This is a genomic window from Paenibacillus sp. FSL M7-0656, assembly GCF_038003225.1.
GTDB classification, from domain to species: domain Bacteria; phylum Bacillota; class Bacilli; order Paenibacillales; family Paenibacillaceae; genus Paenibacillus; species Paenibacillus amylolyticus.
This window is the reverse complement of the sequence record NZ_JBBOOT010000001.1, coordinates 6,251,102-6,267,123: the sequence shown is the minus strand read 5'-3', so window position 1 is coordinate 6,267,123 and position 16,022 is coordinate 6,251,102. Positions and strand designations below refer to the sequence as shown.

At 39.1% G+C, this 16,022-nt stretch carries 22 protein-coding genes and 2 pseudogenes; 3 read left to right on the top strand and 21 right to left on the bottom strand.

What is annotated here, in order from left to right:
• Nucleotides 1–20 precede the first annotated feature (20 nt).
• On the bottom strand, nucleotides 21–497 hold the full coding sequence (locus MHI01_RS27500) for a DUF6790 family protein (RefSeq protein WP_026080959.1): 477 nt from the start codon (nucleotides 495–497) through the stop codon (nucleotides 21–23).
• A gap of 423 nt (nucleotides 498–920) precedes the next feature.
• Between MHI01_RS27500 and MHI01_RS27495 the strand changes: the two genes are divergently transcribed.
• The 3 genes from MHI01_RS27495 (at nucleotide 921) to MHI01_RS27485 (ending at nucleotide 2,452) form a co-directional block, all read left to right on the top strand.
• Entirely contained in the window at nucleotides 921–1,346 is a 426-nt protein-coding gene (locus MHI01_RS27495) for an Rrf2 family transcriptional regulator (protein ID WP_036668516.1), read from the top strand.
• A gap of 110 nt (nucleotides 1,347–1,456) precedes the next feature.
• Nucleotides 1,457–2,314, top strand: coding sequence for an SDR family oxidoreductase (locus MHI01_RS27490; RefSeq protein WP_339283592.1), 858 nt, complete (start codon nucleotides 1,457–1,459; stop codon nucleotides 2,312–2,314).
• A 9-nt stretch (nucleotides 2,315–2,323) separates the two neighbouring features.
• Nucleotides 2,324–2,452, top strand: a complete 129-nt coding sequence (locus MHI01_RS27485) for a hypothetical protein (RefSeq protein ID WP_340984596.1) — start codon at nucleotides 2,324–2,326, stop codon at nucleotides 2,450–2,452.
• Nucleotides 2,453–2,501: 49 nt separating this feature from the next.
• On the opposite strand, the gene MHI01_RS27480 is transcribed toward MHI01_RS27485, so the two are convergent.
• The 20 genes and pseudogenes from MHI01_RS27480 to MHI01_RS27390 all read right to left on the bottom strand — a co-directional run bounded on the left by MHI01_RS27480 (nucleotide 2,502) and on the right by MHI01_RS27390 (nucleotide 15,882).
• Complete coding sequence (locus MHI01_RS27480; protein ID WP_339283594.1) at nucleotides 2,502–3,041, bottom strand: RNA 2'-phosphotransferase; 540 nt, start codon at nucleotides 3,039–3,041, stop codon at nucleotides 2,502–2,504.
• Between the two features lie 31 nt (nucleotides 3,042–3,072).
• Nucleotides 3,073–3,513: an Imm48 family immunity protein gene (gene imm48 / locus MHI01_RS27475; RefSeq protein ID WP_339283596.1), complete on the bottom strand. Its 441-nt coding sequence runs from the start codon at nucleotides 3,511–3,513 to the stop codon at nucleotides 3,073–3,075.
• Nucleotides 3,514–3,692: 179 nt separating this feature from the next.
• Nucleotides 3,693–4,568, bottom strand: coding sequence for a nucleotidyl transferase AbiEii/AbiGii toxin family protein (locus tag MHI01_RS27470; RefSeq protein WP_221822060.1), 876 nt, complete (start codon nucleotides 4,566–4,568; stop codon nucleotides 3,693–3,695).
• A gap of 58 nt (nucleotides 4,569–4,626) precedes the next feature.
• Entirely contained in the window at nucleotides 4,627–5,208 is a 582-nt protein-coding gene (locus tag MHI01_RS27465) for a hypothetical protein (protein ID WP_339283598.1), read from the bottom strand.
• 203 nt (nucleotides 5,209–5,411) lie between these two features.
• Entirely contained in the window at nucleotides 5,412–5,885 is a 474-nt protein-coding gene (locus MHI01_RS27460) for an SMI1/KNR4 family protein (RefSeq protein WP_339283599.1), read from the bottom strand.
• A 378-nt stretch (nucleotides 5,886–6,263) separates the two neighbouring features.
• Nucleotides 6,264–6,740, bottom strand: coding sequence for an SMI1/KNR4 family protein (locus MHI01_RS27455; protein WP_253502125.1), 477 nt, complete (start codon nucleotides 6,738–6,740; stop codon nucleotides 6,264–6,266).
• A 61-nt stretch (nucleotides 6,741–6,801) separates the two neighbouring features.
• Nucleotides 6,802–6,876, bottom strand: coding sequence for an HNH endonuclease (locus MHI01_RS31065; protein ID WP_354437613.1), 75 nt, complete (start codon nucleotides 6,874–6,876; stop codon nucleotides 6,802–6,804).
• Between the two features lie 112 nt (nucleotides 6,877–6,988).
• Entirely contained in the window at nucleotides 6,989–7,156 is a 168-nt protein-coding gene (locus tag MHI01_RS27450) for a hypothetical protein (RefSeq protein ID WP_165789964.1), read from the bottom strand.
• Between the two features lie 367 nt (nucleotides 7,157–7,523).
• The gene (locus tag MHI01_RS27445) at nucleotides 7,524–8,000 is read right to left on the bottom strand and encodes a DUF6985 domain-containing protein (RefSeq protein WP_253502128.1); all 477 of its coding nucleotides are present in this window, start codon (nucleotides 7,998–8,000) and stop codon (nucleotides 7,524–7,526) included.
• 20 nt (nucleotides 8,001–8,020) lie between these two features.
• Nucleotides 8,021–8,095, bottom strand: a pseudogene (locus tag MHI01_RS27440) (HNH endonuclease); the annotation flags it as partial.
• A 332-nt stretch (nucleotides 8,096–8,427) separates the two neighbouring features.
• On the bottom strand, nucleotides 8,428–8,883 hold the full coding sequence (locus tag MHI01_RS27435) for a DUF6630 family protein (protein WP_100528555.1): 456 nt from the start codon (nucleotides 8,881–8,883) through the stop codon (nucleotides 8,428–8,430).
• A 17-nt stretch (nucleotides 8,884–8,900) separates the two neighbouring features.
• Nucleotides 8,901–9,869 (bottom strand): hypothetical protein, encoded by a 969-nt coding sequence (locus tag MHI01_RS27430; protein WP_253502134.1) that lies wholly within the window; start codon nucleotides 9,867–9,869, stop codon nucleotides 8,901–8,903.
• Between the two features lie 18 nt (nucleotides 9,870–9,887).
• A complete protein-coding gene (locus MHI01_RS27425) occupies nucleotides 9,888–11,990 on the bottom strand; it encodes a hypothetical protein (RefSeq protein WP_253502138.1) in 2,103 nt (700 codons plus the stop codon).
• Between the two features lie 140 nt (nucleotides 11,991–12,130).
• Nucleotides 12,131–12,598, bottom strand: a complete 468-nt coding sequence (locus tag MHI01_RS27420; protein ID WP_253502141.1) for a DUF6985 domain-containing protein — start codon at nucleotides 12,596–12,598, stop codon at nucleotides 12,131–12,133.
• Nucleotides 12,595–12,976: pseudogene (locus MHI01_RS27415) on the bottom strand (HNH endonuclease); the annotation flags it as partial. The gene MHI01_RS27420 and the pseudogene MHI01_RS27415, both read right to left, overlap by 4 nt.
• 77 nt (nucleotides 12,977–13,053) lie before the next feature.
• On the bottom strand, nucleotides 13,054–13,494 hold the full coding sequence (locus MHI01_RS27410; RefSeq protein WP_339283608.1) for an SMI1/KNR4 family protein: 441 nt from the start codon (nucleotides 13,492–13,494) through the stop codon (nucleotides 13,054–13,056).
• Nucleotides 13,495–13,496: 2 nt separating this feature from the next.
• Nucleotides 13,497–13,757: an HNH endonuclease signature motif containing protein gene (locus MHI01_RS27405; RefSeq protein WP_253509243.1), complete on the bottom strand. Its 261-nt coding sequence runs from the start codon at nucleotides 13,755–13,757 to the stop codon at nucleotides 13,497–13,499.
• Nucleotides 13,758–14,280: 523 nt separating this feature from the next.
• Complete coding sequence (locus MHI01_RS27400) at nucleotides 14,281–14,775, bottom strand: SMI1/KNR4 family protein (RefSeq protein ID WP_221821899.1); 495 nt, start codon at nucleotides 14,773–14,775, stop codon at nucleotides 14,281–14,283.
• A gap of 26 nt (nucleotides 14,776–14,801) precedes the next feature.
• On the bottom strand, nucleotides 14,802–15,242 hold the full coding sequence (locus tag MHI01_RS27395) for an SMI1/KNR4 family protein (RefSeq protein WP_253502147.1): 441 nt from the start codon (nucleotides 15,240–15,242) through the stop codon (nucleotides 14,802–14,804).
• 100 nt (nucleotides 15,243–15,342) lie between these two features.
• A complete protein-coding gene (locus tag MHI01_RS27390; protein WP_253502149.1) occupies nucleotides 15,343–15,882 on the bottom strand; it encodes a T6SS immunity protein Tdi1 domain-containing protein in 540 nt (179 codons plus the stop codon).
• Nucleotides 15,883–16,022: the final 140 nt, after the last annotated feature.

The window sequence follows — 16,022 nt, the reverse complement described above, 5'->3', positions numbered from 1 at the left end:
GGCAAAAAATCAGTTACAGCTTAGTGCATTACCCAGATTCCACCAGCCAATACGGAGAGAACCGTGATAAACGTTTGATACACCACATCCATAATGAGATTCCCGATACTGTCTCCATCTGCCTTGCGATTTTTAATCATGACATAAGTATGTGACCAAAGACCACTTAATCCGTATATGTACATCGTTACCAATACACCAACCCAAAAGTTCCCTTGGAACCAGATGGCCATAATCCCCATAACTCCAAGCCCTACCTGGGAAAAACCGTATTTAACCTGAAATGGTCCACCAGGCCATCCTAACATTTTGGCTGTCTGATCCGCTCTGGCAATGTTGACAACATAACCAATCACTCCAACCAATCCAAACGTAACCACAAACTGATGAAGCAGCAACACCCTGCTAATCTCGCTCATTTCCCCGGGAAAACCTAACACATATAGGTGTACTCCCCCTGAAATTAGACCTAACAACCATAGAACCAAAAACCACATGCCTGTCCCACTCCCGCCGTTTGTTATTTGGAATCATTTGTAACTAAATGTACAATCTTGTAGTTAAACACATTATATAATCGCTTTTACATTTGTCAATTCATACATAATTTTCTAGTTTGTCGAAGCTTTTGTCATTTTTCTTCTTCTGTACGCAAACAAGAAAACCATATAGTTCCATTTAACTTGAAAATAATAGGAATTTAGCCCTATTATTACATTAAAAGGTTTGAAACCTACTTCTTTTTTAACGCTCCAAAAGAACCACAACTCATTTATTTGACATAGGTGATAGTTCAATTATCATCTGTTTGATCATCTACGATTCCAGAACAACAGCAACTATCCATTAAAATATAATATAAAGGAATTGACATCCAATCGCTTTGTAACTATTATAGTTACAACGGTGGTGATTATCCCATGAGACAAATCAGCAGTCGCTTTTCCATTGCGGTTCATACCCTGTCCCTGATCGCTGTTATGCCCAATGAATGCACCGGAGATGTGATCGCGCAGAGTGTGAATACAAATCCCGTGATTATTCGGCGGATTATGTCCAAGCTGAAACAGGCTGGACTGATTGACGTCAGACCCGGTGTGGGAGGTGCTTCCTTGTTGAAAGATCCAGCCGACATTACCCTTCTTGATGTATATCGAGCGCTTGAGGTCGTGGAGGATGGGGAATTGTTTAACTTTCACAAACATCCGAATCCGAAATGTCCGGTCGGCAACATGATTGAACACACCTTGCGTGCCGAACTCATTGAGGCTCAGACAGCCATGGAACAGCGCTTGAATCGTGTAACCATACAGCAGATGATGGATCAGATTCATGTCTCTGAATAACAAAGCTCATTATGAGCTTTTTTTAACCCTTTCGTTGTAATCACACCTGTTATAACAATTTTGATTACATCCATATGCAAACAAAACACATATCCTAGGAGGAAAAGAAAATGAAAATTTTGGTTACTGGCGCCACAGGTCATTTGGGTTCACTGGTTGTAGAGGCATTGTTGAAAAACAATTCTGCCAAGGATGTGGCAGTAAGTGTACGTAATCCAGAGAAAGCGGAAGCACTCCGCACTCAAGGGGTTGACGTGCGTCATGGTGATTTCGATCAACCGGAGACGTTGGAGAAAGCTTTTGCCGGTGTAGACCGTCTGTTGCTCATCTCAACTGATGGTGACAATGAAACGCGTATTCGCCAACATCAGGCTGCCATTGACGCTGCCAAGAACGCAGGCGTGGGTTTCATCGCTTATACAAGCGTTGTGAATGCAGAGAAAAATACCCTTTCCCTGGCGGAAGTTCACCGCGCTACAGAAAAAGCTATTCGTGAATCCGGCATTCCGTATTCCTTCCTGCGCAATAACTGGTACCTGGAAAATGAAGCAGGCAGTGTGCAAGCAGCTACCCAAGGTGCACCTTGGGTTCATGCCACCAACAACAGCCAAGTAGGCTGGGCTACCCGAAGTGACTACGCCCATGCTGCTGCAGCTGTTCTCGCAGGAGAAGGACATGAGAATACCGTATATGAATTGTCCGGCAAACTACGCACGCAAGCTGAACTGGCTGCCATTGTTGGTGAAGTGCTTGGGCAGGAAATCAACGTGCAAAACGTGGACGATGCCGCTTACGTTGACATCATGAAAGGTGCAGGTCTACCGGACTTTGTCGTATCGATGCTTGTTGATATGCAAAGTGCCATCCGTGAAGGCGCATTGGCTGTAGAGAGTGATACTTTAGAGAAATTGCTTGGCCGTCCGGCTCAGCCACTTAGCGAAGGTATTAAAGCAATTGTAGGCAAGTAAGTTTTGAATATGAGAAAGGGACACACCAACAAATGTTGGATGCGTCCCTTTTTTGGTGTAGCTAACGATCAATACAACGATACACCAGTTGTACGGATGACCGTACACTCACCGTTGATTGCGACTGCTGCGATTTGAGCTTGGTATTTATGCTGTCCACAAGAGTTCATCACTCATTGGTCACTGCTCACTGCTCAAGAATATAACGTGAGGGAATATGATCGGCCAGCCAGATATTTTCGTTTCCATGATAAAAAAGGATTCCGTCTGTGGCCGCTTGAGCAGCATTGATTTTCAAAATGACAGGCTGATCATCCCGTCTTCGTCCCACCTGATTGGCCGTATCGATATCTGCGGACAGATGTACATATTGCCTTTGCCGCGGCTGTAAGCCATGTTCCATAATAGAATTCACTGCGCGTGCCGGGGTTCCATGGTACAGGGTTTCCGGTGGCTCAGCAGATATCTTCGATATCTTAAGGGGCGTCGAATGTCCATACAATGCCCGGATGCGGCCAGAACGGATTTCATGTCTCTTTTTCTCCGAGGTTTGAATCATCTGCTCCAGATCGGCTTGCGTGACTTCCTTCCAGTACGGACTTTCATGTAAAGCCACCAGCAATTGCGAGATCTCCACCCAACCCTCTTCGTCCAGTTCCAGCTCATACTCCCATGGTGCATGTCGCAGAGCGTATGAGAGTTCCTTGCTTAATTTCATCAGATCCAATGCAATCATCTCCCACATCTATTAAAACCGTCTATTTTTGCGATTGAACCGCTGTTAAAATCTCCTGAATGTTACGTTCCAATCCTTCATCGTTTTCCTGGTTGAATTGGCGGTGTCCATCAATCCCACGTTGGATAATCGTGTTCATTACCGGATGAACCTCACGATCGGAAGCCACCCGAATCAGATCGTTGGCAAAATCAACCGCCTGCTGTTCACTGTAATTAAATGGTTTAATCAGCATCCGAATGCTCAAGGCATGGGCCTGCGGCTCCGCCAGCTGATCCCGATGAGTGATGCCATACACCGCGCCAAAACCAAAAGCAGCCATGACCTGACGCTCCAGTTCTGTTGTCTGTTCCAAAGGCGTGCCAATCAGCTCACACATTTTGTCCACCATCTGCTCCAGCTCGTTTGCTGCCGCAGCCAGAATTACGTCATTAATATCGTCAGCGTTGATAAAATCAGTCATATTGGTTTTCTCCATTTCTGCACCGTATTTGATCCATTCTCTCAGACTCTATGAGAACATTGTATCGGAGTTGGGGTGTTCGTTTCAAATTCATCTACGAATAAAGGCGAAGTGAATGCTCCCGAAGCAGTTTTCTTACAGAAAGCTTTTAGGTCTGCTTCTTCAGTGCATGAAGATCTTTATGTATGCGTGGGGCAACTTGGTAAATGTTCATATGCGTCACTGTTAATACCAACGTGATTCATCGTTTGGCGCAGCTCCGATACAAATTCCATAAAATACACTTCAGGACTACGGCTTCCGGCATAATACTGCAAGTCATAATCGTAATTTAACCTCGAAAATACATCATGCAGATCGTCAACCAGTATCTTTTTCATATCCTCTCTCGTAATAGCTGGGTCCATGCTGCACTCGTTGGCCAGGGTCTGCATTGTCTCCTTGAGCGCCTGCTGATCGTATAACGGGTTAGACAACAGATGCTGCAAATCATACAAGTCTTTAAACCTGGGCCTCACTATCGTTTGATGCAGCTTCCATGCAATTTGGATGGAGAGTGGTACAGTGTAAGGAACGACAAAAGCTTCACCAACCATGGGTTGGTAGGATAGAGTAACAGGCTTCTCATCCAAGTCGAGGTTAAAAGATATATCAAGATGCAGTTCATCCTCATACTCATTTTCATTCCTTGGTTCACTATCAATATAAAAGGCAAGCTCCGTGTTCACCGTAGGAAAATCATCCGCCATCGCGTAGTCTATTCTTCTCCAGAAGGCATTCTCCCGAAAGCTTCGGAATATGATACCGTCATTCAGGTCCATCTCCGTTACCCGGATCATCCAGTCTGTAAATACTGCATTGGCCTGATCCTCATTCTCAATTCGACCTGTATACAGAAAGTCGATGTCATCCACATAACGAATATTGGGATTCTCCAAATACTGTCTTGTTAATAAGCTTCCTTTTAATACAAATGGACTATTCACTAGAGAAGCGCGTTTTAATAGAGCTTCTAACACAACAATGAATCTCTCATCCTCATTTAGGAGGTGCATTTTTATGTTTTTTTCTGACACTCGTTCTCCTCCTCCATTCATCGTACTCAACATCCAATTAGATCCATCCACGATCCAGTTCTTCCCGGCTGTCATAGATGCACAGTTCATATTGCTGTTTTAACAGTTCGATCTTGTTCGTATGCAAAATGGTATGGATCTCTCCCACTCTACGATAAAAATGTTCTGCACTCTCATATTCACGGACCGTTACGAATCTCACTTTGCCATCTGCATTAAGTGAGTTCCGTGAGATATGTCCGCCCGAATCCGCGCACAGTTGCTTCAATACGGCCACATCATCCACATATACCTTTCCGTGCCATTCGAAATAAGGCTTGGACTGTGCCAGCATCGGCTGATCAAAATACGTTTCTTCCTTAGCCGGAATTTCCACCTTCGTCCGAACAACTGTGAATCCGTTATCCCGAAACTTCGCCCCAACTTCTTCAATAACATTCTTCACTTCTTCGTAATTCGTGCTATGTAGAATGCCTGTAATCATTGGCTGATTAATATATTCACCTTTGTCCAAGACGATCAACACGGGCTTCACGTTCTCTTGATTACAAATGTTGATAAAGGTCTCTTTCTCGTTCTGCTTCAGATCACGCATGGTTACATGATATTCAAATTCCATCAGGTCACTTCCTTACTGATTTTTGTCATCTCTCATTAGACAGATCTCTCTTCTATCTTCTGTTAATTCTCCACTCACATCGCTCAACTCAAATATTTCCACAGATCTTCTTTCAGTTTTACAATTCACGTTCAAAACGCACACCTAATTTCTCTACAAGATACTGACAACTGGGGCATTCGTTAACATGAACTAGGAGAACTTTATTTACTCAGCAATTCAAAAAATTCTAATATATTGGTCGCGACTTTTTGTGTCACAGGAGAAAACTCCTCTGACTCTTCATGAAACCAAATAACTACAGTAGGCTCTTCTGTTTCTCTAAAATCCAAACAAATAAAATCTCCTGAAAAAAGCGCTGCAATAGGAACTACATTCATTCCCACTAAATCTTCATTATCAGTTAATCTATCACCTATTTGCGTAATAGTAACTTCAATTTCATACCATCCATTAATAGGATCAGACTCACTGTCATCCAATATACATAGAAATTTTTCTATTATGTATTCTTGCTGATTCATACTAAACATATTTGTGATTGGTACAGCTCCGTTATGTTCCTTAATAAAGTGCCTATAAGATTCAGGGAATGAAACTCTCAAGCTTCGCTCAACTGCATCTAATAAATCATCGCCTGGTAATGGAACGACAATCGTATTAACATCCATTCTCATATGCTTCACTTCCCATTCTCATCTTTTAACACATGCCCCACCACATGGACTTTAACCAGGAAGATCAGAATCCCCTAACAACAACTTCCTTTCGTACACACCATTAGTATAAAACTGGATATGATGCTCTTACTACCATTTGGAAACTCAAAATAACTCGATTCCATTTGAGTGTTGTCGTCATCATTTTGGCATAGGAATCTGAAACAGGCTCTCCTGTATAGGGGTGAACTCCCAGCTCAAACAAGCACACCTTTAGGTAACAGATGTAACAACTATAGCCATTTCATCAAACTATAAAAAACTTACTCCTGACTCATTGTTCGAGTAGGAGTAAGCCTTTTAAAGGTTGTCATATAATTGCATTATAGGAAGAATCTATTCTTCTAGCATATCAAGAAAACGATTAACATTATCTGCAATTTTTTCTGTAACTGGGTCATACTCATCTGACTCCTCATTATACCATATACAAACAACTGGATCGACTTTACTTTCAGTATAGTCTAGACAAACAAATTCTCCTGCAAATAGAGCTGCAATTGGTACTAATTCAGCACCTGTCATATCTCCATCAGAGAGTATCCTTTCATCCAATTGACTGAAAACAACCTTGATATCATACATACCTTTATCATGCTCGCTTGGCTTGTCCAATAAACAAAGAAAACGATCAACCACATATCTATTCGATTTAAATTCAAAAAATCTAGTTATTGGAATAGATCCATTGCTTTCCGATATAAAATCTATAAAATCTTTAGGAAACTCGATTTCAAAATTCTCTTCTACACGCTTAATTAAATTACTACCTGGAAGCGGATAAATTATACTGTTATTTTTTATTTTTAACATATTTCACCTCTCAAATTAATGTCTTGGGGCGTCTGCTCAATGTCCCTTTGTTCTTCCTCCATTATGCTTTTGCAATATTATGAATACCAAAAGGTACAAGTTGCATCAATCCGCTTTCCTCATTATGGTGACAAATTGTTCTTCTGGTTGTACTTTATTTGGTAATCTAGCGTTCAGTCACTTGAATTGTACAACCTCTGTTGCCTTCAAAAGTTCCTTGGTAATATATCTTCATGCAATACTACACTTCATATCGGAGATTTCAAACCTTTTAATTTCTTCACTTTAACTGTCGGGAAAACCGCTTCGTACTCCTCAATCGCCATGAACAGTGGCTCTAGCTCTGGTGGCAGATTCGCTACATGAACAGGCGCTTTGTTGCTGCCCTCCTGTTGCAATAGGCCAGCTCGTACCATGGCCTCCCCTCCAAAATGGGTGAGAAAGCGAACATAACAAAAAACAGATCCATTATGGTGGTATCTGAACATAATCGACCCGTTCAACTTGATGCTATTAAGTTAAGTAGGGGATAAAATTTAAGCGTTGATGTGCGTACAAACAAAATGAAGAAATCTCTATACAGGTACTACATAGGTTAAGTATGGGATTAGTTAAATGATGGCTTTATTTGGTACTGGGTGGGGGTTACTTCATTAATCGCCGCCATCTATATCAGAAAATGAAAAAGACTACAACACGGCCGGCTAACTCGCATTGTGGCATTATACGATCTTGTTGCTGGGGTTATAAACCAAGTTTACACTAAGTCTTTGACAGCCCCTGTTAAAGTACAATATCTTGAAGACCCACTTCTATTACTTCTTCATTTTCAACACCAATACCCAATCCGTGTTCTTGTTCCCAAGTGCAATCACATAATATCCCTACTCTTCTAATACCATCCTCGAAATCATATCTTATTAGCAAACCTGTAGGCGTAACAAGTCTCCCTAACTCGTCTATTGATGAAATCTTTGGAGCAATTTTTTCAACTTCTTCACTATCACTTTGCATTGCTCGATAATCTTCAAAGTTCTCTAAATAATACTCTAAAATCTTATCTTCGCTTTCCTTTACTATGCTAGGCATATTCGCTTTGAATTGCGAAAAAGCATCCCGTTGGTTCGGAGTAATTTCTTCATTCTCTTCGCCATAAATATTCAAAAGTATTTTTCGTTTTTCTCCAAATATAGTTATCTCTGTCGTCCCTATCCATAAATCTTCATAAACAATTTCTCCAAACAACTCATCTTTTTTCATTTTTAGAGTATCGTCCTTTCTTATTTAACTTCACTTACACCACCAAGGTGTCCAAAATTAGAATTAACACTACTCGGAACCAATTGTATGGTTTTCCCATCATTAAGTTCATACTAAGTATACTTGTTTTTTTGTTCTCCATATTGCCATTTCAGCCTTGCCCTTAAAATTAAATTCCGTATCCAGGCCTCTTTTGCATCGCATCATTTTATCTTTCACATCATACGATATGTAGTCATGAGAAACCCGGACTCCTAGCTGTTCATCCAATTTTTTTGTCATTTTTCATATAATTCTTAATGACTTTATGTATCATATGGTTGATCAAAGTTTTGACTTTTAAAACGCAAGATTAACCCTTTCTAAAAAACCTCAAAACAAATAAGCTCCAGACAAATAACTGGAGCTTATTTGTTTTATCTTTGAACTAAATATACAACTGGATATGACGCTCTTTTTCAGGAATATCTTCATCTTCTAATAAATCCACTTGAGTTAGCGCACCCTCATGCTTAAGTTCAGCGATGAACAATGCATAGAAGTCTCCTGCTGTCGGATAGGAGAATAAACCATATCCTTTTCGAGAAATTAACTTGTTCACTTCCCTTATTTTCTCAGGGAGATATTTGTAGTCAAACTCTCCTAACTCTTCTAGCTGATCTGCAGTTCCCAATTCGATATCATAGGCATACTCATAGTCTAAAATGTAATTGACGATTTCCTGATCCACTTCTCCTTTGTAGTCCAGAAATAAAAACCGTTTGGTCGCTAAGCCATGATTCAGCATACTATAATACGCCAGTGATTCATCCGGATCATTCAAAATCATGTCGATATCCTCTGTATTATCAAATATTAACGGCACCAAATCTTCATCTGCCATGCAATCTTCCTCCTCTCCTACTCAAACAGAACTCCATGGTGGTTCGGGATATACTCAGGATAGTTTTTCCGATAAAAATCATCAATCATTCGTAGAACGGGGTCCCACTCTGGATACGGTTCAGGATCTTGAATATTCATTTTAGCCTCCGGTGAGTTCATCAGGAAATCATCAAAATGACTTGGATTGGGCAGACCTTGTTTTTTTCTCACATGAAGCAAATACAAAATTTCATAAGGATAGAAAGCGTAATCATAATTACCAAATTCAAGCGATTTCCCTAACTCCGATGCAAGCATGGAATGATGTTCGGACATTCTTCCAATTAAACGTGTAATTTCATCCAATTCAGGCGTATTCCATTGTTCCAATACTTCTCTGTAGATTCCAAGTTCTTCTGGAATCAAGCCACATGGCTGTTCCCGATCTGTTAATGCGGATTTCACAGCCAAGTGAACATATTTATTAGTTCCTTCAATTTCTTGCTTGGTATGTTGGAGATATAACTCTAGTAAAAACCAGATATGTTGATTCCAATCATTGGCTTCCATTAAATTATCTCCAAGATATTTGACTATAAAATCAAAAAATATCTGTTCCTCCTTCGCCCATCCAAATAAATTGAAGTGAACTAATGATACGATGCTATTTTGAAAAGAATAATCAATTACTTTCATCTCAGGATAACGATCTTTATAAATGTGCCTGCACATACATTGATAAAAAGTTACTTGCTGTATGTGTTTCAACCCCATAGGATTTACCCCTTCTTTAATTAACACTTCATTTTTCCATACTTCCAACCAATAAGAAGATATTTTGTACATTCTATTCAACAATTTGTGATCTTGATCTACTGCATTACTTTCTACCAAAGAAACAATCTCAAGTTTAGCTTCATCATATTTAGCTTGAACATCATTCAAACCGTCATCAAAGTTTTTGACATAGCGCTTGTATGCCATTTTCATTTTTTTCACATTCATTTATAGTCCCCCTAATTTTCAATTTATTTCCTTACTCCAATCTTTTACTTTGACGACATCTACCCCAAAACCTACGGATGTTTTAGAAATATCCACTTCAACCCTAATATAATCAAATTTCAATCCAGGATAATCGTCAATTAGCTTTTGAAGTTTCTCTTGAAAAACAGAAAAACTTTTATTTTTACGGCTTGACATCACTTCAAAATATTTTGGACCACCGAGTTTTTGCTCTGTTGGATAGTTGAAATTTCCCCACTCGGAAGTCTTAGCCTCAATCATGGTTAATTTAGGAGGCGGACCCTTGGACAAAAAGGCTCCATCTATTCCGTTCCTACCAACTTGAAATTGATCGGAAATATCCTTACCCAGATTGTTGTTTATTGCGATTTTTTTCGCAACTTCCTCGCCAAAGTCACCCTTATCATGATCATAATATTTTTTATTATCGATTTTTCGCTCATACCCTTCTACACCGGATAAATCAAATTTACTACTTATATCATCTGGAGTATCTAGTTGATTGGCCAGCTTACTTCGTTCTCGTTTTAACTTCTTAATTTCTTCTTCACTGGCCCCTACTTTTTCCTTAATTTTAATTTTCTGATCCAGATCGTCAAGTTCTTGTTGGATTTGCTTTTGACTCTTTCCTTTTTTCTTTTTCAGATTGTCATTAGTATTTGGTTCTTTTGTATCATTTGGTTTCTTCGTTTGTTCGCTAGGGCTGCCCTCGTCCTTCTTCGTGGTTGTAGACGGTTTCCAAGTGTTCACTTCATTCGGTGTTTTATTGTTAACTGAATTCGAACTTTCTGGCTTTGTTCTTGCATCTTTGAGTTTCGTACTTGAACCATTTTGTTTAGTCCCTGTACTTGAAGAACTTGGTTTTGAGTTTGCTGGCTTGTTATTTCCAGATGAACCGGTTTTTACAGTCTGCTTCGAAGATTCAGCTGCAGTCTTGGGAGGGTTCCCAGAGTTAGGACTCGTTTCAGTTTCAGCTTCTGTTTTACCACCAGAACTTGCTTGTCCCGTTTTTTTCGACTTATCCCCGCTCCAATCGCTTCCTCCACCAGAAACGATCCTCATTTTCTGACCGTCTGTCCATTTCTTCTTTGCAAATGTCGCTGCTGTTTTTAATCCGTTACCAACAACTTGCATGACCTTTCCTTCAATGTCTGGCGTCCTGACCCTTAGATTACCACCAATCATCGTTCCGTTCTCTATTAAATCGCGATGCATTTCATAATCGTAGATCATCTCTACGAATTTCTCATCGCTAATCGGATTGTAAATCAACTGTGTCAGATATTTCATCTGTTCCAATGTCAGGTCCTGACGCAACCAAAAATCGTAATCTTTTACTTCCTCGACGGTAATATTATGATATATGCCCGCCCTGTCTAATGCCCATGAAATTTCTTGGTAATAGGGCGAAAAGAAGGTTTGATGTTGAACATCGTCTTTCTCCACACTCTTGAAAAATTCCAGCGACACCTGCAGGTCACGTTGGGCTTTTTCATGCGCCCACTTCTCACGGAAGTAACTCGGAATCTGCTCATAAGCAAGGCTAATCTCCTTGTTCTGTTGTTCCAACTTCTTAAAGAAATCGGTCACCGAAGTCGATGTAGTCAACTCTTTGGCGGCCGTCAGCATTTTACCCAACATCGTCCATTTTGCTTCGTTCTCCTGCTGTTGCAGCTCAGCAAAACCATTCGTAAATCGGTCCAGCAAATTCAGAGCCGAAGGCTTGAAGGAGCCTATCTTCGGCACGCTCGCGATGAGACCCGTGGCAACGGCAGCAATGCCTACGCCGATGGCTGTCTGGGCAGCAATCCCCCCTAGAGCTCCCAGGATCGGAATCATAGCAGTGATGGCCAATGCAGCTCCAGCCAACGATCCATCTTTCGGGTTCGTCGTTGATGCCTGCGTCACTCCAGCAGCCTCTGCGGCTGCTGCGGCCTGAGCCGCTTCGTACTCCTCAATCGGCATCAGCGGTGGCTCCGGCTCCGCAGGCAGATCCGCCACATGAACAGGTGCTTTGTTGCTGCACTCCTGTTGCAATAGACCTGCTCGTACGTTGGCCTCCCCGTCCAAAATGAAGCTACCACCCCACCAAGCAACCATTAGTTATTTTCGACACGCAAAAAGCTCTCTAACTCATAAATCAAGTAAGAAAGAGCTTTTGAATGTTAATCAAATGTTTGAATCATTTAATGTTGGGTTCGTTGGATATGGTTGTGCTATACGATTTAATTAGCCTGGTATCAAATTGCAACATCTTGGTATCCTACATCAGCTATTTCTTCATCTAATAAACGCAACCCTAAACCATTCTCTGAATCCCATGTACAACTAAAAAGAACTCCAATGTCACGTTCTTCATTAATGTCTCCATACGGAACAACAATCCCCTCTAAAGTAATCATCTTCATCAGTTGAGTTGTTGTTTCAACTAATGGATAATTCTCATTAAACGCAACATCATAACCCAATTCACTTCTTTTTTGTATGTAATAATCCAAAATAGGTTGTAATAAGTTAAATTGCACTTGTTTCCAATCTTGTATCAATGATTGATATGCCGAATATTGTTTTTCATCAAATCTTCCATCTTCATCTCCATCAATCATCAATGTAATTTCAAGTTCTCCTCCGAATAATTGAAACATAGTCTTCCTAGTCCAACCATAGTTATATTCGAGCCCTCCAAAAACAGGATCATTTTTTATCATTGTGTACTCCCCTCTTTATTGTTTATTAGAAATCCCCCAGGTTCAAACGCTCCTGCATTCATTTCTCCCACACCTCCAAGATGCCCAAAAGTACTATTCATCTTTGTAGGTACTAACTGCATTGCTTTAACATCATTTTAATTCGTGCCATGTTAGTTTATTTCCATCTCGATAAATCTTTATATCTTTAGCAGTAATTTCACCAGACTCCATACCAAATTGGCGTGCTATTTCAGGAGAATTATTAAGTTGTTCAGCTAACCTTTGATCTGATTGAGCAAAATTAAATCTTCTCGCCGCTCCTCCGTATGTGCCCTTTCCACATAACATATACTCAATTTGCACTTATGCTTTAGCTAATGGTGAAAGACCAGGGATCAGACAAATGAAAAAGCCAATTTCGACTTATAACTCAAGTTGAAATTAGCTTTTCTGCATCCGTCATTTTCTAAAGATTAAACTTCATATAAACTATCTAGAAAGCTATCAAAAGAATCAGATATAAGAAACATATTGCTTATCTTTTCAGTAGGTTCTATATCATGAAGGAAAATATATATTTTCCCCGCATACTCTTCGCTAGTTCCCAGACAAATTTGATTTCCTCCAGAATCATCACCTATAGATATAAATTCGTTTGGGATTTCGCCATATAATGAGTCAAACACACTCGATAACTCATCGTAGGATTCATTGATATCTAGCCCATAAAGTGTGTTGAGAGCAGTCTCTCCTTCATCATCTGAAATTTTGAAAACATTTGGCTTTACATTACCACCGTTATACTCAAGCAAAAAATCGCGATATTGAACCGGAAGCACGACATCATATTTTGCTTCAAATTCCTCAATATTTTTTAATTTAATTTTTTCATTTGTGTTATAAATCGTTGCCATGTTTATTCTCCTTTATAATCATTTTTTCCCTTAAATGTAGACTGACCACCTATATGCCTAAAGTCCCTATGGATATCCTTCTGAACAAGAACCATTGTCTTTCCATCTTCATGATGATGCCAAGTGTACCCTGTTGGAGGTTTTTTTAGTTCAGAAACTGGTGGATCAGAATCCTTATTTAGTCCTGCTTCTAAGTTCGCCGTCTTAGAGTCCGCCTGAGGGTTTTTAGTAATAGTAATTTCTATTGTTACTGCTAGTTTAATAGTTGGATGGTAATATGCTGAAAAGTCAGGATACCCATTAGGATAAATAACCGATATTCCACTTTTGTTAATATATGTCCACCTTTATCCTACCATTTTTAGGGACAGGTGAATTCATAGGCTTCGTTTCCATTACTTCTTAAGTCATATCCGACAGTTCTAACTTCTTACCTTTACCCGTCTCCACAGTGCCTTCCGTATTTTCCTTCGGATTGTTTGTATCCTATTCTACCTTTGGTTTCTTCGGTTCGGATGATTTAGACGGTTTCGCATCGACTTGCCGTTTACCTTCGCCTTTTTTTTAGATGGAGATGGCTTCCACGTATTCACTTCATTCGGCGTTTCATTTTTTTCTGGTTTCGTATTCGATTTGGTGCTATTTTTCGGCGTTGTCGGTGCATTAGGTTCATTCATTTTATTTAGAAATCTTTTCTCACAAAAAGACCCATTCCACCTGAATAATACTGATGAAATAGGCCTTATAATTTTAACTTCTAATTTTTGAAATTATTCACGATTATTCCTACGTCTGAGAAACAAATAAACTATCCAAAAGGTCAGTGAAACTTTCTGTGATCAGTCTGATATGTTCTTCCTCTAGAGGAAGTTTCTTTTCAATATAATTGTCATAATCCATATCGAAATGATACACACTCCCTTTATTAGGTCCTTCTACTACAATACAAACTAAATTATTCCTCGGTGTCTCACCTATTGGATAATAAATTCTCGATAAAATATTTGCTTCTGTGTACAGACGATACTTTTGTTCTGAATTATTATTTAAATTATTAGACAAAGGAAAAAACATCAAAATAGAAGACTCTATTTCACCTTCTTTTTGGTCATCATTTGTAGTAAATCTCCTTCTAGTACCAGTTTTTCCACCATTCTTTAACATTAAAAATTTCTTATAATCATCAGGGAAAATCATATTATACTTCTTCTCGACTATCTCAATCTCCTGAAGACTTACAGGAGGATATGAACTTTTAATAATATTTTCATCTATATTCATACTTATCCACCCACCTATTAAGAAAGTCAATAATATTCATCGCTGGCCTCATGTAATGTTTCTAAGAGCTCAGAAAAACTGTTACATACCTCAGTAATGGAGTCCTCACCAAATTCTTCATTGTTAAGAAAAACAACTGAAGGTGAATTTTTACTTTTTCGGTAATCAAAGCAAAGCTGATTGCCAAAAGGATCTGTTCCAAATGGAAATATCTCTTTTGGCATGAAATCACTTATAAATTCATAAACTAAAACAATATTAGGCTCACTTGTAAAGCTTAGTAAATGGTCAAAAACTCCCTCTCCTCCATCATCATAGGAAAATATATTTGGTACAGGATGCCCACCATTATAGTTTTTAACACATTCTCTATAGTCATCAGGAAATTGTATACCATATTTTTTTTCAACCTTATTAATTATATCTTCACTAATATCTCCAACCGTACGTTCCCAAATTATTCCCATTGCTTACTCTCCAATTAGCTTTTATATACCTCCTATAGATGCCCCTTATAGAAAATAATCCATACTTTTAAACATTTATATCGGTCTCCATTTTTTATTTTCATTCCATTGGTCCCATAAAATGATTGATTATATATATATGCTCAATAAATTTAACTTTTTTTAAATTCTCAACTTTCTCTGCTCCACCTAATCCTAAAAGAGGCACATAGCCAAAACATTCATCGTAAGCAGGCTCTCCATATTTTTCAAACGCTTCAAGATAGGGAGACCAGTCAAGAGCTTTATTCAAAAAATATTCATCACTTATGTCCCCAAAAAAGTACTTAAAATTTTTCCCTATAACATTTACTTCATGCTTTCTGAAGTTAAGCGCCATTAAGTATCCATCTTCCCAAATCAATATATCTCCCATTGCTGTTGTAAATAGAGGAATTGCTAATTTTGCTCGACTGTAGGTATCTTGTAATAATTCTAAATACTGATCAGGATTAATAATTTTCAGATATCCATTGGAAAGACTACCCAGTCCATATTCCTTCCATACTTCAATTAGTTCAACAGGAATTCTCGATCTGTATTTCTCGATAATGCTTATAGGTATTTCTTTCTCAAAAACGAAATTCGGAATAGATGGCATACTTCTTTATACCTCCTTTAGCTCTTAAAACATTTCCTGTTTGAATCGTTTAGTGTTCTATCTGCTGGTTGTATTGTACGATCTGTTGTAAATATTTGTGTAACATTAACAGGCCTAAGTATATTGTTTTGTTTATTAAG